21 protein-coding genes are annotated in these 22,979 nt (G+C 62.0%); 13 read left to right on the top strand and 8 right to left on the bottom strand.

Going from position 1 to position 22,979, the window contains the following annotated elements:
- Positions 1-3: 3 nt before the first annotated feature.
- Complete coding sequence (locus tag H040_RS22545) at positions 4-1,530, bottom strand: O-antigen ligase family protein (protein WP_027916659.1); 1,527 nt, start codon at positions 1,528-1,530, stop codon at positions 4-6.
- Positions 1,531-1,823: 293 nt separating this feature from the next.
- Between H040_RS22545 and H040_RS22540 the strand changes: the two genes are divergently transcribed.
- From H040_RS22540 to H040_RS22485, 12 genes are all read left to right on the top strand, one after another.
- Positions 1,824-2,018 (top strand): hypothetical protein, encoded by a 195-nt coding sequence (locus H040_RS22540; protein WP_027916658.1) that lies wholly within the window; start codon positions 1,824-1,826, stop codon positions 2,016-2,018.
- Positions 2,015-3,481, top strand: coding sequence for an FAD-dependent oxidoreductase (locus H040_RS22535; protein WP_027916657.1), 1,467 nt, complete (start codon positions 2,015-2,017; stop codon positions 3,479-3,481). The genes H040_RS22540 and H040_RS22535 overlap by 4 nt, the downstream gene beginning before the upstream one ends.
- 121 nt (positions 3,482-3,602) lie before the next feature.
- A complete protein-coding gene (locus H040_RS22530; protein ID WP_027916656.1) occupies positions 3,603-4,220 on the top strand; it encodes an acyltransferase in 618 nt (205 codons plus the stop codon).
- Positions 4,213-5,169, top strand: a complete 957-nt coding sequence (locus H040_RS22525; protein WP_027916655.1) for a glycosyltransferase family 2 protein — start codon at positions 4,213-4,215, stop codon at positions 5,167-5,169. Before H040_RS22530 ends, H040_RS22525 begins: the two co-directional genes overlap by 8 nt.
- 8 nt (positions 5,170-5,177) lie before the next feature.
- Positions 5,178-5,702, top strand: a complete 525-nt coding sequence (locus H040_RS22520) for a serine O-acetyltransferase (protein WP_027916654.1) — start codon at positions 5,178-5,180, stop codon at positions 5,700-5,702.
- 28 nt (positions 5,703-5,730) lie between these two features.
- A complete protein-coding gene (locus tag H040_RS22515; RefSeq protein WP_027916653.1) occupies positions 5,731-6,708 on the top strand; it encodes a glycosyltransferase in 978 nt (325 codons plus the stop codon).
- A gap of 7 nt (positions 6,709-6,715) precedes the next feature.
- Complete coding sequence (locus H040_RS22510; protein WP_081784221.1) at positions 6,716-7,663, top strand: DUF535 family protein; 948 nt, start codon at positions 6,716-6,718, stop codon at positions 7,661-7,663.
- A 22-nt stretch (positions 7,664-7,685) separates the two neighbouring features.
- Positions 7,686-8,891 carry a glycosyltransferase gene (locus H040_RS22505; RefSeq protein WP_027916652.1) on the top strand — a complete coding sequence of 402 codons (1,206 nt, stop codon included), beginning with the start codon at positions 7,686-7,688 and terminating at the stop codon, positions 8,889-8,891.
- The gene (locus H040_RS22500; protein ID WP_027916651.1) at positions 8,885-10,072 is read left to right on the top strand and encodes a glycosyltransferase family 2 protein; all 1,188 of its coding nucleotides are present in this window, start codon (positions 8,885-8,887) and stop codon (positions 10,070-10,072) included. Before H040_RS22505 ends, H040_RS22500 begins: the two co-directional genes overlap by 7 nt.
- Complete coding sequence (locus tag H040_RS22495; RefSeq protein WP_027916650.1) at positions 10,072-10,821, top strand: WecB/TagA/CpsF family glycosyltransferase; 750 nt, start codon at positions 10,072-10,074, stop codon at positions 10,819-10,821. The genes H040_RS22500 and H040_RS22495 overlap by 1 nt, the downstream gene beginning before the upstream one ends.
- A 199-nt stretch (positions 10,822-11,020) precedes the next feature.
- On the top strand, positions 11,021-12,442 hold the full coding sequence (locus H040_RS22490; RefSeq protein WP_027916649.1) for an undecaprenyl-phosphate glucose phosphotransferase: 1,422 nt from the start codon (positions 11,021-11,023) through the stop codon (positions 12,440-12,442).
- Between the two features lie 36 nt (positions 12,443-12,478).
- Entirely contained in the window at positions 12,479-14,140 is a 1,662-nt protein-coding gene (locus H040_RS22485) for a phosphoethanolamine transferase (RefSeq protein WP_027916648.1), read from the top strand.
- Here the strand turns inward: H040_RS22485 and H040_RS22480 are convergent, their stop codons facing one another.
- Positions 14,141-15,085, bottom strand: a complete 945-nt coding sequence (locus H040_RS22480; protein WP_027916647.1) for a LysR substrate-binding domain-containing protein — start codon at positions 15,083-15,085, stop codon at positions 14,141-14,143.
- A gap of 146 nt (positions 15,086-15,231) precedes the next feature.
- On the opposite strand from H040_RS22480, the gene H040_RS22475 reads away from it, so the two are divergent.
- A complete protein-coding gene (locus H040_RS22475) occupies positions 15,232-16,608 on the top strand; it encodes an L-serine ammonia-lyase (RefSeq protein WP_027916646.1) in 1,377 nt (458 codons plus the stop codon).
- A 48-nt stretch (positions 16,609-16,656) separates the two neighbouring features.
- Here the strand turns inward: H040_RS22475 and H040_RS22470 are convergent, their stop codons facing one another.
- The 6 genes from H040_RS22470 to H040_RS22445 all read right to left on the bottom strand — a co-directional run bounded on the left by H040_RS22470 (position 16,657) and on the right by H040_RS22445 (position 22,970).
- Complete coding sequence (locus H040_RS22470; protein ID WP_027916645.1) at positions 16,657-17,112, bottom strand: DUF1842 domain-containing protein; 456 nt, start codon at positions 17,110-17,112, stop codon at positions 16,657-16,659.
- Between the two features lie 19 nt (positions 17,113-17,131).
- The gene (locus tag H040_RS22465) at positions 17,132-17,713 is read right to left on the bottom strand and encodes a DUF1842 domain-containing protein (protein ID WP_027916644.1); all 582 of its coding nucleotides are present in this window, start codon (positions 17,711-17,713) and stop codon (positions 17,132-17,134) included.
- 249 nt (positions 17,714-17,962) lie between these two features.
- Entirely contained in the window at positions 17,963-18,640 is a 678-nt protein-coding gene (locus H040_RS22460) for a DUF3313 domain-containing protein (RefSeq protein ID WP_027916643.1), read from the bottom strand.
- A gap of 506 nt (positions 18,641-19,146) precedes the next feature.
- Positions 19,147-20,442, bottom strand: a complete 1,296-nt coding sequence (locus tag H040_RS22455) for an NAD(P)/FAD-dependent oxidoreductase (protein WP_027916642.1) — start codon at positions 20,440-20,442, stop codon at positions 19,147-19,149.
- Between the two features lie 14 nt (positions 20,443-20,456).
- Positions 20,457-21,545: a polyamine ABC transporter substrate-binding protein gene (locus tag H040_RS22450; RefSeq protein ID WP_027916641.1), complete on the bottom strand. Its 1,089-nt coding sequence runs from the start codon at positions 21,543-21,545 to the stop codon at positions 20,457-20,459.
- Between the two features lie 66 nt (positions 21,546-21,611).
- Positions 21,612-22,970 carry a glutamine synthetase family protein gene (locus tag H040_RS22445; protein ID WP_027916640.1) on the bottom strand — a complete coding sequence of 453 codons (1,359 nt, stop codon included), beginning with the start codon at positions 22,968-22,970 and terminating at the stop codon, positions 21,612-21,614.
- Positions 22,971-22,979 lie beyond the last annotated feature (9 nt).

Below are 22,979 nucleotides of genomic sequence, written 5' to 3'. Positions count from 1 at the left end.
TGACTACCTCGGTTGAAGGCTGACGGTGGTCACCTGGCTGGTCTCGGTTGCGGCCTGTCGGCGCAACATTTCTATGTAGGCGACGCTGAGCCCGGCAATCGACCAGTACACGATCGGGATGACCGTGATGCTGCTGACGGTGAAAATGGTTACCAGGATCCCCAGCAAGGTCGCCAGCAATACCCGCCCCAGCAGCCGGCGCGGCTCGGCATCATCGGTGAACGGGCGCATCGCCTTGCGGATACCCAGCAGGATGCAGGCGAAAAAGCCCAGGAATAGCCCCAGCCCCACCAGGCCGACGCGCAAGGCCAGGCCGACGTAGGTGTTGACGATGTCGATGATGCCTTCGCCCTGGATCATCGATTGCATTTCCGGGGTGCTGCGGTAATCGAACGAGCCGAACAGCGGGTTGCGCTGGATGACGATCCACGAATTGTCGAGCAGGCGTTGGCGGTACGTGATGTTCTCGGTGTCCACCTTGCCGATGAAGGGCAGCAGGTCGAGCACCTTGTCGCCACCGGGGATGACGCTCAGCAACGGTATGGCCAGTACCCCGGCCAGTGCCAGCAGCGCCAGGCGCGATACGGCGTGCCTGCCCAGGGCGATGAACACCACCACGATCACGCCTGCGCCTATCCACGGGCCGCGTGAAAGCGGCGCGAACAGCCCGGCGGCCAGTAGCAGGGCGCCCAGATAGCGATGGGCTGGTTTCTGCACGAAGTGCTGCACGAACAGGAACAAGCCCATGGCCACGGCCATCACATAGCCGAGCACGATGGCCTGGCCGGTGGTGACGCTTGCACGCAACGAGCCACCCCGGCTCAGGTAGGCTTTCATGTCCCATTGCAGGCCCAGGGCATCGATCAGGGCGTTGTACAGCAGCCAGTGACGTACATACTCGGCAACCCCGAGCAGCGCCAGGAGGAAGCCTGCGATGACGAACGCCAGCAGGGCGTCCTTGAAGTCGCTGAGCTCACGCAAGCCACGGCTGGCCACGTAGTAGGGCAGGAACACATCGATATACAGGCTCAGCACCTGGCGCAGCGTGTCGGTGACCGTGGTCTCGCGCAGGGCTAGCGCGCTGGTCAGCACCAGGCTGGCCAGCAGCAGTTTGTCGGGCAGCAGGCGGCCGAAGCGAATGCTTGCGCTTTGCTTGCTCAGCACCAATGCCGCTGGAAGCAGCACGCACAGGGTCAGGACGCGCTGGTGGTTGATGTCGAACAGGTAGTTGATCACGCCAAAGCCAGGCACTTCGGTCATGGCTGGCGGGATCAGGAACAGCAACAGGAAGAACAGCGCCAGCGGGTTGTGCTCGCGGCGCTGGGCGACCAGCAGGATGACCGTGGCGGCGCCGGCATACAGCCAGAAGCTGTGGGCAATGAATGCCACCAGGGTCAGGGCAAACCACAGGTTGCGGCGTCGCTTGAAGTCCGTCAGGGGGATCAGGTCCGTTGCCGGACGCCGGGCCATGAAGAAAACCACACTGGCCACAAGCAGAATGACGACCAGGGCTCTTAAATGTTCAGGCATGGGTTGTAGGCACCTATCCCTCGGTGGACTGGATGGAGGCTAGCATCGTGGCTAAATGAAACTATAGTGACTTCTAGCCATTCGGTCAGAGATTGAAGTCATGCAGTCGATTGAAGTCGTGGCGATGCGAATCTTCCAGTGCAGGCGCGTGGCGCTGGTTATGCCTATGATTGCGATAGGGGCACTCTGTGCCTCTCTGTTGACGCGCTTTTTCGATTGACCCTGATGGTCGCCCGACAAGGCCCGCAGCAGAGAGCGGGGCATAAGAAAATCAATGGTATGGGGCTGTGATCATGGGGACGCTGCAGTTTTGTACGCCGTTGCTGGGGCGCAGAGGCTTTATTCGCAATTGTGTCTTGTTGAGTGCCGGCGCGGCCGTGTTTGGTGTCAGCGCCAATGCAGCGCGCAAGCCTGAGCCAAAGGGCGGCTTCGTCGTCATCAATGGCTGGGTCTTGCCGGTTGGCTACTTCCAGGACGGACGCTCATGATCAAGGACTACGACACTGACAAAAGCCTGCGTGACGCTTACGACTTCTGCATCATCGGCGCAGGCCCCGCGGGGATCACGCTGGCATTGCGCCTGACCGGGGCCGGGTGGAGCGTGGCGTTGCTCGAAGGCGGCGGGCGTGAGTACACACCGCGTTCGCAGGGGCTTTACAAGTGCACCTCCACGGGCCTTGAGCTGTTTCCCGCCGAAGACCGCTTGCGCTACCTGGGCGGTACGTCCAATCACTGGGCCGGTCGCTGCCGCCCCTTCACCGCTTCGGATTTTGCCGTTCCGCCCCCGGTGGACATGCCCGGTTGGCCGATCACATACGCTGAAGTCGAGCGCTATCTGCCGGCCGCCATGGAGATCGTCGACCTGCCCCAGGGCGCGGAATTTCGCGCCATGAATGCCGGCCTGAACGGTGGCGATTTCGATGCCGACCGTTTCCTGCTAAGCACACCAACGCGCTTTGCGCAGAAGTACGCCACGGCGCTTGACGAGACGCCAGGGCTGGATGTGTTCATCAACTGCAACTGCGTCGACCTGCTGTTCGATCAGGCCGCTGGCCAATTGAAGGCTGTGCAGGTGTCCGACTACGACGGCAAGCGCCGGCCTGTTACTGCGCGCAACTACATCCTCGCCATGGGCGCCATCGAAAACGCCAGGCAACTGCTCAACAGCAAGTCCCTGGCGCAGGCAGGCGTGGTGAGCAAGGACGGGTTGGTCGGCCGCTGCTTCATGGAACACCTGAACATCGACATGGGTACGTTCATCCTGCGCAGCGGTGAAGATACCGAGCCGCGCCAGTATTTCACCACCGATGCCTTTGTCGCCGAGTACCGGGCAGGCAAGGGCAACGTCCTGGCGTCTGTGCTGGCCGACGTGCAGACCTATGGCCGTACGGCCGAGGTGAAGCGCTTTCTGGAAAACCTGGCGTGTGACATGGGTGTGGCCAGCAAGATCGAGTTCGTGGCCAAGTTCAGCTGCCCAGGCGATGGCGTGATCAGCACGCTGATCGAGCAGTTTCCCAACGTTCATAGCCGTATCTCGCTGCTGGACGAGCAGGACGAACTGGGGGTGGCCAAGGTCAACGTCAACTGGGTGCTGAGCGACGACGACCGGCACACCATCAAGTGCATCGGCAGTGAACTGGCCAAGCAGTTCGCCGAGACGGGCCTGGGTTTCGTCAAGCTCAACGACTTCGTCTACGACACCAGCCTGCCGCTGAAGATGTCACCCCACGCGCATCACATGGGCACCACGCGGATGGCGGCCACGGCAAAGGACGGGGTGGTCGATATCAACTGCAAGGTGTTTGGCACCGAAAACCTCTATGTCGCCGGCAGCAGTGTCTTCGCCACCGGCGGGGCTTCGAACCCGACAATGCCATTGCTGCAGTTCGCCTTGAGGCTGGCCGACCACCTCAACGAGAAGATGCGCTCGGCAACGGGGGCGACGGCTTGAAACCGTTGAACTGAAGTAGCGATGTGCAAGGGTTGAGTGCAACAGGGTCAGCACCTACAAGAACGAGACCTTGTTCGCCTCAGGGACAGTCCAGGATCGCTTGATTTGCGAGGCATGCCGTATGTTTGGATGGATACGCAATGCAGTGGCGCATTATGCCAATACGACCGGACGAGGTGTTGCGGCCTACAAGAAGCTTTGCAACCCCACACCCAGGCAGTGGGGCGAATACCAGTCCCGATGGGGCGGGTTCTATTCCGTAGGCAGCAACTTTCACATGAATGTCGGTTGCAACGTCACCGACCGGGCGCTGGTGCGCATCGGCAATAACGTCGGCTTGTCCGATTGTACGTTGCTGGGCCATGACGGCGTGGTGGCGCTGATCGAGCTCTGCTATGGCAAGAAACTGGACTCGGTCGGTGTCATCGATGTCAGGGACAACAGCTTCGTCGGCCACGGCGCAATCATCATGCCACGCGTGACCATCGGGCCTGATTCGGTGGTGGCAGCCGGCGCCGTGGTGACCAAGGACGTGCCACCGGGCACAGTGGTCGGTGGCAACCCGGCCAAGTTCATCTGCACCACGCAGGACCTGATCAAACGGGTCGAGGAACGTTGCGAGACCTACCCCTGGATAGACCTGATCAAGCAGCGCTCAGGCTCATTCGACCCAACGCTGGAGCCAACCTTGGCGATGCACAGGCGTCGCTATTTCTTCGGGGACGGCAGCAATGGATAAAAAGCCTGTCGATGTGATGGTGGTCAACTTCAACACCGCCTCGTTGCTGCAGCCGATGTTCGACGCACTGCGCGCCGCCGGCGGGGAAGCCCTGGCCAGCTACCTGGTGGTGGACAATGCGTCGGTTGACGACTCGGTGGAGCGCCTGGGAAAGGTCTGCCCTGAAGCCTTGCTGCTGAGCAACACGCTCAATGTCGGCTTCGGCCGCGCCAACAATCAACTGCTGGCGCACCTGCAGGGCAAGTACGCGCTACTGCTCAACACCGATGCCTTCGTGGCTGCCGACAGCCTGCAGAAAACCGTCGACTACATGGACGCACACCCGGAGTGCGGCATTCTTGGCGTGCGCCTGGTGGGCCGTGACGGCGATCTGCAACCGAGTTGCCGCTATTTCCCGACACCCTTGAACGTATTCGTCTCGCGCACCGGGCTCGGGCGTTTCTTCCCGGGCCTGAAAATGGTCGATGAAATGGACTGGGACCATGCTTCGGTGCGTGAGTGTGACTGGCTGCCCGGCTGCTTCTACCTGGTGCGCCGTGAAGTGCTCGACCAGGTGGGGCTGTTCGACCCGCGTTACTTTCTTTATTACGAGGAGGTGGACCACTGCAAGCGGGTGAAGGCGGCCGGCTGGAAAGTGGTGTATTTCCCTGACACCACGGTGGTGCACATCGGCGGTGAAAGCTCCAAGTCGGTGGCCGAACTGGAAGCCGCGAGCCGGCAGATATCCGGTTATCAGATCGAGAGCGAGCTGTTGTATTTCCGCAAGCACCACGGCGTGGCAGGCCTGGCCTTGCATATGCTGCTGGTGAGCCTGGGTGACTTGGTACTGGCGCTCAAGGCAATTCTCAAAGGCCGCGGCCTGGCTGCGATCAAGGCGTGCTGGAAACATACCCGCGTCACGTGGTCACTGCTGTTCAAGACCCAGTTTGCCAGCCAACCCACACGGTAGGTGAAACCATGTTCGACAACATCCGCGCAGACTTGCGTGCTCACGGTGGTGATTGGGGCGCCCAAGGGTTCTGGGTGCTGCTGGTCTACCGCTTCGGCCGTTGGCGCTATGGCGTACGTCCGGCCTTGCTGCGCAAAGTGTGTTCCTTCGTCTACAAGGTGCTGTTCAAGTTCGTGCAGATCATCACCGGGGTCGAGTTGCCCTGCGAGGTCGTGATTGGCCGCAATTTCGTCATCGACCACTTCGGCGGCATCGTCATCAGTGGCTATGCGCGTTTTGGCGATGACTGCCGGATCCGCAACGGTGTGGTGGTTGGCCTGAAGAACGTCGACGAACCCATCGCACCGGTGTTTGGCAACAACGTGGATATCGGCGCCGGGGCCAAGGTGCTGGGCAATATACGCATCGGTAACAACGTCGCGATAGGCTCGAACGCGGTGGTGTTGACCGATGTGCCGGACAACTCCCTGGCAGTGGGGGTGCCCGCGACGATCAAGTCGCGCAAGCACAGCGATGCCATGCAGTACACGTGACCCAGCCCGCAGCTGACGAGTGAAGCCCATGGTGACAGGCATTGGAGTGGTGGTGATCGGCCGCAATGAAGGCCAGCGCCTGGAGCGCTGCCTGTTGTCACTGGTGGGGCGGGCGGACCAGTTGGTGTACGTGGATTCCGGCTCCTCCGACGGTTCGGTGCAGCTGGCGCGACGGCTTGGCGTCGAAGTGGTGGCGCTGGACATGACGCAACCTTTTACCGCGGCGCGGGCCCGTAACGAGGGTTTCGCCTGCCTGCAAGGCATCGTGCCGTGTATACGCCATGTGCAGTTCGTCGACGGTGATTGTGAAGTCGATGCCGGCTGGCTGGGCAAGGCCCAGGCGTTTCTCGACCAGCACCCGGACGTGGCGGTGGTGTGTGGGCGGCGCCGCGAGCGCTTCCCGCAGCGCTCGGTATACAACCTGCTGTGCGACCTGGAATGGGACACACCGGTGGGGGAAACCAAGGCCTGCGGGGGCGATGCACTGATGCGTGTCGATGCCTTCATGGCGGTGTCCGGGTTTCGCCCGGAACTGATTGCCGGCGAAGAGCCGGAGCTGTGCGTGCGCTTGCGCGCGGCTGGCTGGAAGGTCTGGCGCCTGGCCGATGAGATGACCCTGCACGATGCCGCCATGACCCGTTTCGGGCAATGGTGGCGGCGCAGTCTGCGAGCCGGCTATGCCTATGCCGAGGGCGCCTACCTGCATGGGCTGGCGCCGGAGCGCCATTGGTTGCGTGAATCTCGGCGCGCCTGGTTATGGGGCCTGCAACTGCCACTGGCGATCCTGGTCGTGAGCCTGCTGTCGGGGGGTTGGGGGCTGTGGTTGTTGCTGGTCTATCCGCTGCAGATCGTGCGCCTGGCCCGCCGGGGCGGGCGTTCGACGCGGGAAAACTGGTGGCAGGCGGTATTCCTGGTGCTGGGCAAGTTTCCCGAAATGCTCGGCCAGGCGAAGTTCCTTCTTAACAGGTACGCGGCCGGCAAGGCGCTGCTGATCGAGTACAAATGACATGTCGATGACGTTCAGATCGTTAGCCAAGAGTGTGCTCATCTTGCAGCCCGGCTATTCGCTGCGCGCGCTCAACAACAAGTTCAAGTTGACGGTATCGATGGCCCGCGAGTGGCCTGGCTTGCAGGCATTCGCCAAGCGCATGTCACAGGCGCTTGGCAAAGACCGCTTCGAACGGTTGGGCGTGGACTGCATCGGCGTCGTGCAGTGGCCGTACATCAGCAAGAGCTGGAGTGCCCCTCAGCGGTTCGAAGCGGTGGCGTCGCACTATGAAGTGGTCGCTGCTCACTGTGCCCCGCTGCTGCTGTTGCAGCGTGACGAACATCGGCTGCTGTGCAACCTGTCGGCGTACTCCAGCGGCTGCAGCCTGGTGCTCGATCGGCCTATCTGGTTCAAGCGCGAAGGGGAGCTGGTGATCAACCTGTTCCAGGGCGAGCTGCGCGTGGCCTCGCTCGCGTTCACCCTGTGTCGCGAAGCAGCGGGCCTGTGCCTGTACATCGGCGCAGTGCAAGGCATTCACAAGGGCGTGGACAGCGAGACCTCGCTGACGATCTACCGCGACCTGACCAAGGACTTCGAAGGCCTGCGTCCCAGAAGCCTGTTGATCGAGGCGATCAAATGCGTGGCCAGAACCCTGGGGGCCGAGCGCATCTATGCGGTGGGGGATGAATATCGCCACCATCGCCATCCTTATTTTGGCGCTGACAAGCACCAGGACCTGGCCGCCAACTACGATGTGATCTGGCAGGAAAACGGTGCTGCTCCCTCGGAGCGCGAGGATTTTTTCACCATCCCTTTGGCACCTGCGCAGCGCGCGGTAGAGGAAGTCGCGGCCAAGAAACGGGCGATGTATCGCAGGCGCCACGCGTTGCTGGATGACGTGTTTGGCCAGATACAGGCCGCCCTGGCTGCCAGCTCTGTGCAGCAGAGCACGGCAGACCTGGCCATTCAGTAAATGGACTCAGATTCGGGGCACTATGCGCATTGCTTATTTCATCAATCAGTATCCCAAGGTCAGTCACAGTTTCATCCGCCGCGAAATATTGGCGCTGGAGCGTCAGGGCGTGGAGGTACAACGCATCGCCTTGCGTGGCTGGGACGCCGAACTGCACGACGCCGAAGACCTGGCAGAGCGGGGCAAGACTCGCTATGTGCTGCAGGAGGGGGTGAGGGGCTTGCTCAAGCCCCTGGTCGAGGTGATGCGGGCACGCCCCAAAGCGTTTCTTGCAGCCCTGCGCCTGGCGCTTCGCCTGGGTTGGCGTGCCGATCGCCCATGGCCCTACCACCTGGTCTACCTGGCCGAAGCGTGCCGGGTGGTGCAGTGGTTACAGGCATCTGCTGCCGAGCACGTGCACGCGCATTTTGGTACCAACTCGACAGAGGTGGTCATGCTGGCCAACGCGCTGGGCGGGCCCACCTACAGTTTCACCGTGCATGGGCCGGAAGAGTTCGACAAGGCGCAGCTTCTGCACCTTGGCGAAAAAGTGCGACGGGCCGCGTTCGTTGCCGCTGTCAGCTCCTTCGGGCGCAGCCAGTTGTACCGCTGGGTGGCACATGAGCACTGGGAAAAGGTGAAGGTGGTGCACTGTGGCCTGGAACGCAGTTTCCACGAAGGGGCTGCACTGGCCCTGGCGGGCGCGCCCCGGCTGGTCTGTGTGGGGCGTTTGTGTGAACAGAAAGGCCAGTTGCTGTTGATCGAGGCCGCGCAAGCCCTGGCGAGCCGGGGCGTGGCCTTTGAGTTGGTGTTGGCAGGCGATGGCGAATTGCGTGGCCCGATCGAGGCGTTGATCGCCCGGCACGGCTTGCAGGCGCAGGTACGCATCACCGGCTGGATCAGCAGCGCGCAGGTGCGCGACGAAATCCTTGCCGCGCGCGCACTGGTATTGCCCAGTTTTGCCGAAGGCTTGCCGGTGGTCATCATGGAGGCCATGGCGCTGCGCCGCCCGGTGCTTACCACCTACGTGGCAGGCATTCCCGAACTGGTGCGCGAAGGCGAGAACGGCTGGTTGTTCCCGGCAGGTTCGGTCGAAGCGTTGGCCGAGGCCATGCTCGACTGCCTGCAGCAACCTGCAGAAGTGTTGCAACGCATGGGCGAGGCGGCTTACCAGCGCGTACTCAAGCGCCACGACATCGATACTGAAGCGGCCAGGTTGCTCAGCCATTTCAAGGAGCCGACATGCTGACCCTGTTGGGCGGGTTGCTGGTGCTGGCGGCGCTACTGCTGCTGTTGCCGGCACTGCTGTTGTTCACCCAGGTAGTACTGGCCTGCCTGCCTGCGCCTGTGCGGGTTACCCGGCAAGGCAAGCGTGCGCGGGTTGCCGTGCTGGTGCCCGCGCACAACGAGGCAACGCTGATTGCCTCCACGCTCGCCAGCATCAGGCCGCAATTGCGTGAAGGCGACCAACTGCTGGTGGTAGCCGACAACTGCACGGACCAGACCGCAAGCCTGGCCCGCGCGGCCGGCGCACAAGTGGTCGAGCGCCAGGATCAACAGCGCTGCGGCAAGGGTTACGCATTGGACTTCGGGGTGCAGCATCTGCGCCAGTCGCCACCGGATGTACTGATCATCATCGACGCAGACTGCCAGGTTGGCGCGGATGCGCTTGAGCAACTGGCACGCTGTTGTGTCGACAACGGCCGGCCGGCACAAGCGCTGTACCTGATGCATGCACCTGCTGGCGCGGGGTTGAAAGTGCAGGTCGCCGCCTTTGCCTGGCGGGTAAAGAACCTGGTCCGCCCGCGTGGTTGGGCCCGTGCCGGCTTGCCCTGCCAGTTGATGGGAGCGGGCATGGCATTTACCTGGCAAGACTTGTCGGCCGTCAATCTGGCCACTGGGCATCTGGTTGAAGACCTGAAGCTGGGGCTGGAGTGTGCCGCGCTCGGCAAGCCGCCGCTGTTCTGCCCGGAAGCTGTCGTCAACAGCCATTTCCCCACCAGCCAGGAAGGCCTGAGCATCCAGCGCAAGCGCTGGGAACATGGGCACCTGGGGGTGGTGCTGGCGGAAGGCCCGAAGCTTGTCGGGCATGCGCTGGCGCGAGGTAACTGGCCGCTGTTGGGCATGGCCATGGACCTGCTGGTGCCCCCGCTGGCCTTGCTGTCATTGCTGCTGACGGTGCTTTTCGTGGTCACCTGGCTGGCGTTCGGACTATTTGGGCTGCTGTTGCCTGCATTGCTTGCCACGCTGGCGTTGGGCTTGTTGGGCACTGCAGTCTTGCTGGCGTGGGCACGTTTTGCACGGGAGGTGATGCCGTTTTCGGTACTGATGTACGCGCCGTTCTATGCGGCCAGGAAAATCCCCCTGTACCTGGGGTTCCTACTCAAGCGCCAGGTGGACTGGGTGCGTTCAAAACGGGATGACAGCTGATGGGTGCCTGGGCCTGGCTGCAACGCTGGAAGACGATCATGGGCAAACTGCACCTGGTCGAGGATGCCGCAGGCGAGCAACAGTTGCTTGCGTCGCTATGTTCAGCACAGCAGCCAACGGTGCTGGGCTTCGTCAACGCCCATGCCATGAACCTGGTCGCCGGCAAGGCTGATTACTGCCAGGCACTGGCGTCAGCTGACGTGCTGCTGCGCGATGGGGCCGGCATGGCGATATTGCTGCGGCGCCTGGGGTTGGCGCCTGGGCTCAACATGAACGGCACGGATTTCATCCCCAAGCTGCTGGCGGCCTTCAATGGCAGGCGCGTGGCGTTCTGGGGGACGCGGGAGCCGTTCCTGTCCGAGGCCGCTCAGCGCTGCGAAGCGCGGTATGGCGTGCACGTGGTGTCACGGCACGATGGTTTTGCCCAGGTCGATACTTACCTGGGTCTCGCCCAGCAGCAACAGCCAGCGTTGATCGTGTTGGGCATGGGGATGCCCAAGCAGGAACAGGTGGCTGCCCGGCTGGCGACGCTCGGCTACCCCTGCCTGATCGTGTGCGGCGGGGCCATTGTGGATTTTCTGGGTGGCAAGGTAACGCGAGCGCCCCATTGGGTGCGGCGACTGAACGGTGAGTGGATTTTCAGGTTGCTCAAAGAACCCAAGCGGCTGTTTACGCGCTATGTGCTTGGCAATCCGTTGTTCCTGTTGCGGGCGCTGCTCTATGCCAGGGCGCCTGCGCATCGGCTGTAGTGGCGAAGCTGAATGCAGTCTGTCGGAGTGGTCGATCTGCTCCGCAGCAACCCCCCGGGTACTGCTACAGTGATATCAGTCTATAGCCGCGCGCCCGGCAGCAAAATTTAAAGGTTTTTCAGGTACCTGAGGTGAGTTTCCATCGCTTCGTTGTGATGGTCAGGCATGTGCCATACACACAGATCAGTGAGGCCTTACGATGGTGTTCGAACCCCGCAGCAGTCGGTCGTTGCTCCAGCGAAGAAGCAGCGTCAGTAACGCCGTTCAAGCAGGCCTTGATGGGATTGCCGTCACCAGTGTGGCGTGGTACCTGATCTACGACCAGTTTGGTTACATCACTTCGGACTACGTGATCATGCTCCTGCTGCTGATCGGCGCACTGGCGGTCATTTATGACCACTACGCCATCTACCGCAGCAACGTAGGGCTTTCGGTAAAGGCCTTCAGGCTGTTCAAGGCCTGGTCGGCAACATTCTGTTTCCTGGTGGTCATCGCCTTCCTGACCAAGCAGAGCGAAACGTACTCACGGCTGTTGGTCGTTCAACTGTTTGTCATTGGCTATTTCGTCCAGTTGTTCCTGCACGTGGCCATGCGCGAGTTGCAGAAGCGCTTCACGGCCCATGCGCGGCTGGATAATGCCTTGATCATCGGCAATGGCGACCTGGCCAACTTCCTGTACCAGAAGATCAGCAACAACCCGTGGTTCGGCGAGCGGGTGATGGGCTGCATCTGGGTCGATCAGGAAGAGGACCAGGGGCGCGAGGCGCTAGATAACAAGCAGCGCCTGCCAGTGTTGGGCAGCATTGCCGACCTGGACGATATCATTGCCCAACATGGTATTCGCACGGTGTACCTGGTAACCCCTCTTGGGGGGTCGGCAGTCATCCAGGATGTCTACCTCAAGCTGCTCGACAAGTGCATCGCGGTCAACTGGGTGCCGGACATCTTCTCGCTGCGCCTGATCAACCATAGCGTGCGTGAGATTGCCGGGATTCCGGTGCTGACCTTGTCGGAAACGCCACTGACCGGCACCAGCCTGTTCCTGAAAAACCTTGAGGACCGCGTACTGGCCGCGCTCATCCTGCTGTGCGCATCGCCGGTGTTGCTGACGGTCGCGCTGATCATCAAGCTCGACAGCCCGGGGCCGGTGTTCTTCCGCCAGGACCGCACAGGCTGGACCGGGGAGTCGTTCCGTATCTGGAAATTCCGCAGCATGCATGTGCATCAGCCGGAAAACGGCGTGGTCGCGCAGGCGCAGCGCAATGACCCGAGGCTGACCCGTGTCGGGGCATTCATTCGGCGCACCAGCCTCGATGAATTGCCGCAACTGTTCAACGTACTGACCGGCGACATGTCGCTGGTCGGCCCTCGCCCCCATGCCCTGCAGCATGACACGCTGTATTCACAGGACATCGTCGACTACTTCGCCCGCCACAACATCAAGCCCGGCATGACGGGCCTGGCGCAAGTGCGCGGGTACCGGGGTGAAACCAAGGACATCGAGCAGATGATCCAGCGGGTCAATTCGGACATCGAGTACATCAACAACTGGTCATTGTGGCTCGACTTCGTGATCCTGGTGCGCACGATCAATGCCTTCACCGGCAAGCAGGCTTACTGACGCCGGAAACCAGCGTGGTGTACAGAGGGAGGGGGCATGAGCATCGTGTCAACGGGAGGGGCAGGTGCCGCCAGACTGTTGAAAGCCGAGTGGCTCTCGCTGGTGCTGTGGGCGTTTCTGTTTTCGCCGCTGTTCGCCAGGCTGTTGGCGGACTGCCAATGCGCGAAGATCGACTTGCTGGTTTTATACACCTTTGCCATTTCGTTTTTGTGGCTGCTGGCAATCCGTTTCGCATCCGCCAATCAGTTCAAGGTGCATCTGCTGCTGTTGCCCTTCTATCTGCTGGCGAGCATCGACCTGTTCCTGGTGCTGAACTTTGGTTCGCGCCTGACGGCGGCCTACCTGTTCATCGCCTTGACCAACTACAAGGAAGCGACCGACTTTCTCGCCACCTACTGGCGCTCGATCGCTGGCATCCTGGCCGTTTTCGCAGTGTGCTATGGGGTGGGGTTGGCCGGGTTGCACGGGCGTCGCCTGTACCGCAACAAGGCCATTTTTGCGCTGGCGCTCAGCGGCTTGCTGCTGGGTTATGGGGCGTACTTCTACAAGACCGTGAAGGTCAATTCGTTGAGTAAAGGTGCCGTGCTCGATCTGGTGGCGAAAGACCAGAGCACGCCGGTTGGTTACCTGTCGCAGATCGGCCTGACGGCCACCTTGTATGTTGAGTCCAAGGGATACATCAAGCAGCGCCTGGAATCGGAGGTGAAGATCACCAGCATCTCCGACCAGGCCGACATCCAGACACTGGTGTTCGTCATCGGCGAATCTTCGCGCCCGCACAACTGGTCGCTGTACGGTTACCACAACCGAACCACGCCCCATCTCGACCAGCAGCCGGGGCTGTTCAAGTTCAACCGCATGTGCACCACCGCGCCCTATACATCGGTTGCCGTGCCTTCGCTGCTCAGCCTGGAACCCATCCGTGACTGGGACTTGATCGCCTCGAACAAATCGCTGGTAGGGATACTGCGCGCGGCTGGATACGACACTTACTGGCTGTCTTCACAGGAGGTAGACAGCTTTGGCGGCATCATTCCGCAGATCGCCGCAGAAGCGCAATACCGCCAGTATCTGGAGCGCAGCTATGACGGTGCGCTGATGCCGGCCTTGCAGAGCGTTCTGGGCAAGGCCAATGGGCGCCGGCAGGCAATATTCATTCATATCAAGGGCAGCCACTTCCAATACGCGCGGCGTTACCCCAGTGACTTTGCCCAGTTCAAGCCTGCCAGCAGCAGCCAGAAAGACCGGATCACGGCCGATTATGACAATTCGGTTTTGTATACCGACTGGCTGCTGTCCACGATCATGCAGCAACTGACGGCCAGCCAGAAGAAAGCGCTGCTGGTCTACTCATCGGACCATGGCGAGAACCTGCTGGATGACAGCCGGCAACTGCTGGGCCATGGCATGGGCAATGAATATGACCTGTCGACCTCGGCGTTTATCTGGTCAAGCGGCAACCTGTCAGCTGAGCAATCGGGCAAATTGCAGAAGTTGAAGGCCAGGGAGGACCAGCAGGTCAGCATCGCCTCGCTGCCGCATACGGTGCTGAACATGACCGGGATTTCGATGCCGGGCTATGACAGCACGCAGGACTTGCTCAGCGATGACTACAAGCCCTCGCAATGCCCGCACCTGCTCGGTACTAGCTATGTGCCGTCGTTCAACTTCGACATCAAGCACATTGCCGCCGAATGATCAGGCCGGTAGCGCCAGTGGGTGCAAGGTGCGAAAGCTTTGTGCTTCTTCTACCAACCAGTCATGCACCGCACGGGCGCCGGGCTGATTCAGGCCGCCTGGCGGGTAATGCACCATGTAACGTTTGTGATTGGCGATGGGGTGGCCGAAGGGCACGATCAAGGCGCCGCGTTCAAGCTCGTCATTGAGCAGTGTGCGCCGCGCAATGGCCACGCCGATGCCCGCGATCGCCGCTTCGATGGTCAGGTGGTTACGGTTGAAGGTATGCCCTCGGCGCACATCCAGCCCGGTGGCGCCGATACCCTCCAGGTAGAACTCCCACTCCGCGTATTCCGAACTGCCGCGCCAGGCGGTGATGTCATGCAGCAGCGGGTAGTGAGCCAGGTCGGCCGGACCATGCAGCGGCGGGCGGCCCCGCAGCAGCGCGGGTGAACAGACCGGGAAGATCTGTTCGTCCAGCAACGGGGTCGACAGCATGCCGGGGTAACTGCCGTCGTTGAGGTCGATGGCCAGGTCGAAGTCGCCAGGGTGCAAGGCCTGGGCGCTGTCTTCGGCGACCAGGCGCAGCGCGATGTCCGGGTAGCGCTGCTGGAAGCGCGGCAGCCGCGGAGTGAGCCACTTGGCCAGGAACGAAGGAATTGAACGCAAACGCAAGGTGCCGCGAATTTCCCCGGCATCCAGGCGCAGCAGTTCGGCCTCGATGCTGCCATAGGCCTCGGTCACGGCCTGTGCCAGGCGCTGGCCCTCGGCGCTCAGTTCGACCCCCCGCGCCCGACGCAGGAACAGTTTGTAGCCCAGGCGTTCTTCGAGCTGACGCATCTGCTGGCTGACCGCGCCCGGGGTAATGTGCAGTTCTTCGGCGCAGCGGGTGAACGACAGGTGCCGCGCCGCACAGGAAAAGACATGCAGCCAGACGAACATCTGGCCATTGAGTTGCCGTCGCATCGTTTAGTACCACTAAAGCCTTGCTTAGGAAGTTTCGTTGGTCATCTACCGGTGAGCGCGGCAGTATCGCGCAAATTGGTAATAGCGTTCAATTTTCTCAAACAGCCGTGCGGCAGCGTTCAGCGCCGGTACGGTCAGGCATTAGTATGGCTATCAGTGTTTTCGACCTTTTCAAGATTGGCATCGGCCCGTCCAGTTCCCATACCGTAGGCCCGATGCGGGCGGCGGCGAGCTTTGCCCAGGCGTTGCGTGAGCAAGGCCTGCTGGCACAGGTGCAGCGTGTTGAAGTGCGCCTGTATGGCTCGCTTTCTGCCACCGGGGTAGGTCATGCCACTGATCGCGCCTGCCTGCTCGGCCTGATGGGGCAGTGGCCAGATCGTATCGACCCGGCCACCATCGAGCCGCGCATCCATCAGTTGCTGCAGGAGCAGTGCCTGATGCTTGATGGCAGCCATCCACTGCCGTTCCAGTACGACCGCGACATGCTGCTGCTGGACGAAAGCCTGCCTTATCACCCCAACGCCATGACCCTGGAGGCAGTGGGTGGGCAGGGCAGCCTGTTGCAGCAGACCTACTATTCCATCGGTGGCGGCTTCATTGTCGAGCAGGGCGAGATCGATGCACCGCAGGCTCAGGCGAATGCCGTCAACCTGCCGTACGAGTTTTCCAGCGGCGCCGAATTGCTGGCCTTGTGCAAGGCCAATAACCTGAGCGTCGGCCAACTGATGCTGGCCAACGAATGCGCCTGGCGCCCGGAAGCGCAGGTGCGCGAAGGCCTGCTGAAGATCTGGGCAGCGATGCGTGATTGCGTCGACAACGGCCTGCGCAACGAAGGCATCCTGCCCGGTGGCCTCAACGTCAAGCGGCGCGCCGCACGGCTGCACCGCGCCTTGCAGGAGGCCGGGCAGCCCAACGTGATTGGTTCGACCTTGAGCGCCATGGAGTGGGTCAACCTGTTTGCCCTGGCGGTCAACGAGGAAAATGCCGCCGGCGGGCGCATGGTCACCGCGCCCACCAACGGTGCTGCCGGCATCATCCCGGCGGTGTTGCACTACTACATGAAGTTCAACCCGAGCGCCTGCGACGACGATGTGGTGGCGTTTCTGCTGGCCGCTGCCGCAGTCGGCATCCTGTGCAAGAAGAATGCGTCGATCTCAGGTGCCGAAGTCGGCTGCCAGGGGGAGGTCGGCTCGGCCTGCTCGATGGCCGCCGCGGGCCTGGCCGAAGTGCTGGGCGCCACGCCAGCGCAACTGGAAAACGCCGCCGAGATTGCCCTGGAGCATAACCTCGGGCTGACCTGCGACCCGGTCGGTGGGCTGGTCCAGGTGCCGTGCATCGAGCGCAATGCGATTGCCGCAGTGAAGGCGATCAATGCCGTGCAGATGGCCCTGCGGGGTGACGGTGAGCATTTCATCTCGCTCGACCGGGTGATCCGCACCATGCGCGACACCGGTGCCGATATGCATGCCAACTATAAAGAGACATCGCGCGGCGGCCTGGCGGTGGCATTCGTCGAGTGTTGATGGTGGTATCGCCGGCAAGTTGGCTTGCCGGCGAACCTTGGTTGCGGGTTACACGCTTTCCAGCTGGTTGATGGCCGCCTTCAACCGCTGCGCCAATTGCGGACGGCCCTGGTGGGTCACATCCGGCGCCTTGCGCACTCGGCCATGCTGATCGAGCCAGTGGCCGTTACTGAAGTAACGGTAGCTGGCCGAGCCGTTGCTCCAGTCGGCTTCCAGCAGGCCGTGCAGGTGGAAGGTCTGCGCGATCTGGCTGAGCGGGCCGCTGGGGCTGCCATCCAGGCTGAGGACGATCGAGGGCGCGCCGGCCGGCGCGAACTGCAGCTCGCTGTAGTCACCCCACACGTTGGCCTGGAAGGGTTGCTGCGGGTACGTGGCCTGGCTGGCGCGGGCCTTGCCGGAGACCTTCTTGGTCACAGTGTTGACCAGCAGGTCGAGGGTCAGGGTTGGTGCGCCGAGCAAGCCGTTGCTGACGTTCAGGCGCACATGGAACAGTCCGATTGCCATGGTGTATCTCCTTGCCAGCTCAGGCTTTCTTGGCGGCCTTGGTGGCCGGGGACTTGGTCGCAGCAATGGCCTGGTCGAGGCCGCCGGTGGCCAGCTGCTTGAGCTGCGCGACATCACCGTTGGCAATGGCCGCCTCCAGGGTGGCGTTGTGCAGTTCGCTGTGCAGGTCGACATTGGCCAGCTGCTGGATGCGCTGGCCTTCCAGCGTGACCGGGGCGTTATCCACGCTCACCCAGCGCTGGCCATTGAAGTACTCGTAGTCAGCCACACCGCGCTGCCAGGTCGGATCGAGCAGCGCCCTGAACTTGAAGTGCACGGGCGAGTTGGCGTGCGGCCCACCCTGATTGCCCTGGGCAGTGATCAGGATCCTGGCGTCGCTCGGCGGCTGGACGGTGAGGTAGGTGTAGCTGCCCCAGACATCCAGGTGCAGGTCCAGCGGTGGGTTGATGGCCTGGGTAATCTGGGCCGTGCCATTGACGCTGCGGTCCGGGGTGTGAACCAGCAGGTCCAGTTGCAGGCGCGCAGCGCCAGCGGCGTTGTTGCCTATCTGGTAGGACACCGGAAACAGGCCTACCGAAGGTGCGAGCAGTGAATCAGACATGATTGCCTCCATTGCATTCGATGAATGAAAAACCGATACACGACTGCGAAGGCGGGCGGAAAAGGCGGGGAGAAGAGGGAGCCGGGCGGCGCTGATGCTTGCCCGGAGCGAGCGGCTGTTGTCAGCCTGCTTGTGCAACCAGTCCCTGGTCTGCGGTGCCGCCTGCCTGGCAGCCCGCTTGAGTAAAGCAGGGCTGCCAGGCAGTGATGGCGTTTTTACATGATCTCCGACGAGCGGAGCGGCTTTCGCTTACTTGCTCTTGTTCTTGAGGGTAATGAAGCTGGCGCGCATGTCCTTGGCCCAGCCGTCGAGCACGGGCTTGACATCGTTGAGGGTCAGCTTGGTCGTGTCGTTTTCCAGCTCTTTGCCTGTGCCCTTGCGCACCACCTGGGCCAGCACCTTCTGGTTGCCGCCATCGAGAAAGGCCGCTTCGACACCAACATCTACCTGCTGGTCGCGGCCACCCATGGCCGTGTTGACACCCGCCGAAACCAGTGCGATCGGGATGAATTCGTAAGGCTTGAGGCCTTCATTGCTGGTGGATACCGCGGTAATCGCAGGGCGTACCACGATGGTGCCCGGGCCGGGCGCCTTGGCCAGCGTCAGCACGCTGCCCAGCTCACGGCGCAAGGCATCGTTGAAGTAGCGGGTGATTTCAGCCAGCGTCTGCTGGGAAATGACCGCTGTCGCTTGCGGCTTGGGGTAGAACTGGCTGGGCTCGATGAAGACCTGCGTGTACTGATTGATGTTTACCTTGGGGTCAATCCAGCGCATCACGGGTGCGCCAGATGGGCTTTTCGCTTCCTGCAGACGACTGTAGTCCTTGAGGAAGCCGGAATAGTCCTTTGGATCCACGCGGTTGCTGGAGCAGGCAGCGACAGCGAGCAAAGCGGCGCACAGCAGGGTAACGCGAGGCAATGATTTCATGATGATCATGCATCCATGATGGGGCGGCCAGAACAACGCTAGCAGGTGCTTGGCAGAAGGCCAGTGGTCTCAGGAAGAGCTGTCTGATCCAGCTTCCTCTCGAGCCTCACGCGAGGCGTGCAGCGTATCAAGGCCTTTAGTGAAGGGGCGCGATTCATTGCGTTATTAATGTTGATTCTAGGTTTTTAAAAATAGGAAAAAACAATGCCTTATGAAATAAAGCTAAAAAGTTTATTAGCTTGAATGCATGTCTTTAGCGAGTGCGCGCCTGTGACATCGCGCGCCGCCCGCGCGGCGCATCGCGGATAAATCCGCTCCTACATCTGTTGCAACGTACCGAACCTGTTGCGCCATGGTTGCCCTAGAGCCGTACCAATGAGGCGGGCAGCGGTGACCTCACAGAATGGATTGGTCCGAAACAGATGTGGGAGCGGATTTATCCGCGATGCGCCGCGCGGGGGGCGCTCGATCTTATACGCGGCACAGCTTTCACGGCTTACGCCTTGCTATCCCAGCGCCTCCCGCAACCGGTACCACAGCATCCCCAACGCCAGCAGCGGTGAGCGCAATGCCTTGCCGCCCGGGAACGTCAGATGAGGTACCGCGCTGAACACATCCAGCCCGTGGCTTTGCCCCTGTGCGATGCCTTCGGCCAGCAACTTCGCCGTCCAGTGCGTCACATTGAGGCCATGCCCGGAATAGCCTTGGGCGTAGAACACGTTAGGGTGTTGGCTGAGCCGCCCCACTTGCGGGAAGCGGTTGGCGGTGATGCCGATCATGCCGCCCCACTGATAGTCGATGCGCACATCGGCCAGTTGCGGGAACACCTTGAGCACCTTCGGCCGCATGTAGGCAGCGATGTCCTTGGGGTCGCGCCCGGAGTAGTGGCAGGCGCCGCCAAACAGCAGACGGCGGTCGGCTGTGAGGCGGTAGTAGTCCAGGCCGACTTTCTGGTCGCACATGGCCATGTTCTGCGGGATCAGCTGGCTGGCCAGTGCTTCCGGCAGCGGCTCGGTTGCCACCACATAGCTGCCGGCGGGCAGCACTTTACCGCTCAGGCGTGGCTCCAGCTCATCGAGGTGAGCATTGCAGCCCAGCACCAGGCTTTGCGCCCGCACCTTGCCCCGTGCCGTATGCACGGTCACTGTGGGGCCATGTTCGATGCGCAGCACCGGGCTCTGCTCGAAGATGCGCACGCCCAGGCCATGGGCCACGCGCGCCTCGCCTTGGACCAGATCGAGCGGGTGCAGATGGCCCGAGCCCATGTCCACCAGGCCGCCGGCGTACTGGTCGCTGGCGACGATCTCGTGCATGCCCTCGGGGCCGACCAGGCGGGTGTCGTGGCGGTAGCCCAAGCTGGCCAGCTCGTCCTGTTCATCCTTGAAGGCATCGAACTGCGCCGAGGTATTGGCCAGCTCGCAGAAGCCCCAGCGCAGGTCACAGGCAATCGCATACTGTTCGATACGGCGAGCCACCAGGGCCACCGACTCGATACCCGCTTGCTTCAGGTATTGCACGCCGTCCTGGCCGACATAGCGGGCAAAGCCGCTGACGTCGTGGCCGATGCCACGAATCAGTTGGCCGCCATTGCGTCCGCTCGCGCCCCAGCCGATGCGCCGGCCTTCCAGCAGCACCACACTGAGCCCGCGTTCGGCCAGCTCCAGTGCGGTGTTGACCCCGGTCAGGCCGCCACCGACCACGCAAACGTCGGCCGTCAGTTCGCCGTCGAGGCTGGGGTAGGGCGCCGCGTTACGCGCCGTGGCGGCGTAGTACGATGCGGTATGTTGAGTATCGAAAGGCATGGCACGTTCTCGGTTCAGCGGTTGGACTTGATCTTGCTCCAGGAGCGGGTCATGACACGCATGATCTTCGGGCTCGGGGTGCTGGAGATGTAAAGCTTGTCCAGTACTGCCTGGGGTGGGTAGATCTCGGGGTTGTCGACCAGCGACTTGTCCATGTAGGCCTGGGCATCAGGGTTGGCGTTGGCGTAGCCGACCGTGGCACTGACCTTGGCGATTACCTTCGGGTCGAGCAGGTAGTTGATGAAGGCCAGGGCCTGATCGGGGTTGCTGGCGTCCTTGGGGATCGCCAGCAGGTCGAACCACAGGTTGCTGCCTTCCTTGGGAATGCTGTAGGCAATCTTGACCCCGTTCTTCGCTTCCACCGCCCGGTTGGCGGCCTGGAATACGTCGCCGGAGTAGCCGAAGGCCACGCAGATGTCACCGTTGGCCAGGTCCGATACGTACTTGGAGGAGTGGAAGTAGGTGATGTACGGGCGCAGCTCAAGCAGGCGTGCTTCGGCCTTGGCATAGTCGCCCGGCTTTTCGCTGCGCGGGTCCAGGCCCAGGTAGTTGAGCACCGCCGGGAACAGCTCGTCGGGCGAGTCCATGAAGGCCACACCGCATTGCTTGAGCTTTTTCAGGTTCTGCGGCTCGAACAGGGTCGCCCAGGAGTCGATATGGTCAACGCCCAGTGCGGCCTTGACCTTTTCGACGTTGTAGCCGATGCCGTTGGTGCCCCACAGGTACGGCACCGCGTACTGGTTGCCTGGGTCGTTCTGCTCAAGCTGCTTGAGCAGCTTCGGGTCCAGGTGCTGCCAGTTCGGCAGCTTGCTGCGGTCCAGTGGCAGGAATGCACCGGCCTGGGCCTGGCGGGCCAGGAAGTGGTTGGACGGCACCACCACGTCGTAACCGGTGCGGCCGGCGAGCAGCTTGCCTTCCAGGGTTTCGTTGGAGTCGAACACGTCATAGACGACCTTGATCCCGCTGCTGGCCTGGAAGTCGGCCAGGGTCGTGTCACCGATGTAGTCGGTCCAGTTGTAGACGCTGACGCTGGGCGTGGCCTGGGCGGCAGCGCCGAACAGCAGGGCGAATGTGGCGGGGATCAGGGCTTGCAGATGACGCATGTCGACACCTCGTTGGTCTTGTTCTTTGAATTCGGTGCAAGGGGGGCGCCTGGCGCCCCCGGGGCATTACACGCTCAGCAGCAGGAACTCGCGCTCCCAGGAACTGATGACGCGCTTGAAGTTTTCATGCTCGGCGCGCTTGACCGCGACGTAGCCCTGGACGAACTGCTTGCCCAGGTACTGCTGCACGGTCTCGCAATCTTCCATGTGCTGCAGCGCATCTTCGATGGTGATCGGCAAGCGCAGGTTGCGCCGCTCGTAGGCACGGCCCTGCACTGGCGCGCTCGGCTCGATCCTCTCGACCATGCCCAGGTAACCGCACAGCAGGCTGGCGGCGATCGCCAGGTAAGGGTTGGCATCGGCACCCGGCAGGCGGTTTTCGACGCGCATGGCATCGGGGCTGGAGGTCGGAACGCGCAGCCCGGCGGTGCGGTTTTCCTCGCCCCACTCGACGTTGACCGGTGCCGAGGTGTCCGGCAGGAAGCGGCGGAACGAGTTGACGTTCGGCGCGAACATCGGCAGCAGCTTGGGGATGTACTTCTGCAGGCCACCGATGTGGTGCAGGAACAGTTCGCTCATGCTGCCATCGTCATTGGCGAACACCGGCTTGCCGGTGGCAATGTCGACCACGCTCTGGTGCAGGTGCATGGCACTGCCCGGTTCGTCGGTGATCGGCTTGGCCATGAAGGTGGCGGTGACGTTATGTTTGAGCGCGGCTTCACGCATGGTGCGCTTGAATACGGTGATCTGGTCGGCCAAGTCCAGTGCGTCGCCGTGGCGGAAGTTGATCTCCATCTGCGCCGGGCCGTCTTCGTGGATCAGCGTGTCCAGGTCAAGGCCCTGCAGCTCACACCAGTCGTAGACGTCTTCGAACAGCGGGTCGAATTCGTTGGCGGCGTCGATCGAAAACGACTGACGCCCGCTTTCGGCGCGGCCCGAGCGGCCCAGCGGCACCTGCAGGGGCAGGTCCGGGTCTTCGCAGCGCTGGGTCAGGTAGAACTCCATTTCCGGCGCGACAATCGGCTGCCAGCCTTTGTCGGCATACAGCTTGAGCACTTTCTTCAGCACGTTGCGGGGCGACAGCTCGATCGGGTTGCCCTGCTTGTCGAAGGTATCGTGGATCACGATGGCGGTAGGTTCGATGGCCCACGGGATCTGGTAAACCGCTGTCGGGTCGGGGCGGCAGACCATGTCGATATCGGCCGCATCGAGCAGGCTGTAGTAGATCTCGTCATCGACATAATCGCCGGTGACGGTCTGCAGCAGCACGCTTTCGGGCAGGCGCATGCCGCGTTCGTGCAGGAACTTGGCGGTCGGTGCGATCTTGCCGCGGGCGATGCCGGTCAGGTCGCTGATCACGCATTCGACTTCAGTGATGCGGTGTTCTTTCAGCCAGGTGGACAGCTGATCGAAGGGGGCGTTCATACAGACCTC

The organism is Pseudomonas sp. URMO17WK12:I7 (assembly GCF_003269045.1).
Lineage (GTDB): Bacteria > Pseudomonadota > Gammaproteobacteria > Pseudomonadales > Pseudomonadaceae > Aquipseudomonas > Aquipseudomonas putida_J.
This window is presented reverse-complemented; position numbering and strand designations above follow the sequence as displayed.

What these genes read in the sequence shown, in the direction of transcription:
- H040_RS22545 (WP_027916659.1), bottom strand. Translation starts at nt 1,530, where the DNA reads ATGCCTGAACATTTAAGAGCCCTGGTCGTCATTCTGCTTGTGGCCAGT.
- H040_RS22540 (WP_027916658.1), top strand. Translation starts at nt 1,824, where the DNA reads ATGGGGACGCTGCAGTTTTGTACGCCGTTGCTGGGGCGCAGAGGCTTT.
- H040_RS22535 (WP_027916657.1), top strand. Translation starts at nt 2,015, where the DNA reads ATGATCAAGGACTACGACACTGACAAAAGCCTGCGTGACGCTTACGAC.
- H040_RS22530 (WP_027916656.1), top strand. Translation starts at nt 3,603, where the DNA reads ATGTTTGGATGGATACGCAATGCAGTGGCGCATTATGCCAATACGACC.
- H040_RS22525 (WP_027916655.1), top strand. Translation starts at nt 4,213, where the DNA reads ATGGATAAAAAGCCTGTCGATGTGATGGTGGTCAACTTCAACACCGCC.
- H040_RS22520 (WP_027916654.1), top strand. Translation starts at nt 5,178, where the DNA reads ATGTTCGACAACATCCGCGCAGACTTGCGTGCTCACGGTGGTGATTGG.
- H040_RS22515 (WP_027916653.1), top strand. Translation starts at nt 5,731, where the DNA reads ATGGTGACAGGCATTGGAGTGGTGGTGATCGGCCGCAATGAAGGCCAG.
- H040_RS22510 (WP_081784221.1), top strand. Translation starts at nt 6,716, where the DNA reads ATGACGTTCAGATCGTTAGCCAAGAGTGTGCTCATCTTGCAGCCCGGC.
- H040_RS22505 (WP_027916652.1), top strand. Translation starts at nt 7,686, where the DNA reads ATGCGCATTGCTTATTTCATCAATCAGTATCCCAAGGTCAGTCACAGT.
- H040_RS22500 (WP_027916651.1), top strand. Translation starts at nt 8,885, where the DNA reads ATGCTGACCCTGTTGGGCGGGTTGCTGGTGCTGGCGGCGCTACTGCTG.
- H040_RS22495 (WP_027916650.1), top strand. Translation starts at nt 10,072, where the DNA reads ATGGGTGCCTGGGCCTGGCTGCAACGCTGGAAGACGATCATGGGCAAA.
- H040_RS22490 (WP_027916649.1), top strand. Translation starts at nt 11,021, where the DNA reads ATGGTGTTCGAACCCCGCAGCAGTCGGTCGTTGCTCCAGCGAAGAAGC.
- H040_RS22485 (WP_027916648.1), top strand. Translation starts at nt 12,479, where the DNA reads ATGAGCATCGTGTCAACGGGAGGGGCAGGTGCCGCCAGACTGTTGAAA.
- H040_RS22480 (WP_027916647.1), bottom strand. Translation starts at nt 15,085, where the DNA reads ATGCGACGGCAACTCAATGGCCAGATGTTCGTCTGGCTGCATGTCTTT.
- H040_RS22475 (WP_027916646.1), top strand. Translation starts at nt 15,232, where the DNA reads ATGGCTATCAGTGTTTTCGACCTTTTCAAGATTGGCATCGGCCCGTCC.
- H040_RS22470 (WP_027916645.1), bottom strand. Translation starts at nt 17,112, where the DNA reads ATGGCAATCGGACTGTTCCATGTGCGCCTGAACGTCAGCAACGGCTTG.
- H040_RS22465 (WP_027916644.1), bottom strand. Translation starts at nt 17,713, where the DNA reads ATGTCTGATTCACTGCTCGCACCTTCGGTAGGCCTGTTTCCGGTGTCC.
- H040_RS22460 (WP_027916643.1), bottom strand. Translation starts at nt 18,640, where the DNA reads ATGAAATCATTGCCTCGCGTTACCCTGCTGTGCGCCGCTTTGCTCGCT.
- H040_RS22455 (WP_027916642.1), bottom strand. Translation starts at nt 20,442, where the DNA reads ATGCCTTTCGATACTCAACATACCGCATCGTACTACGCCGCCACGGCG.
- H040_RS22450 (WP_027916641.1), bottom strand. Translation starts at nt 21,545, where the DNA reads ATGCGTCATCTGCAAGCCCTGATCCCCGCCACATTCGCCCTGCTGTTC.
- H040_RS22445 (WP_027916640.1), bottom strand. Translation starts at nt 22,970, where the DNA reads ATGAACGCCCCCTTCGATCAGCTGTCCACCTGGCTGAAAGAACACCGC.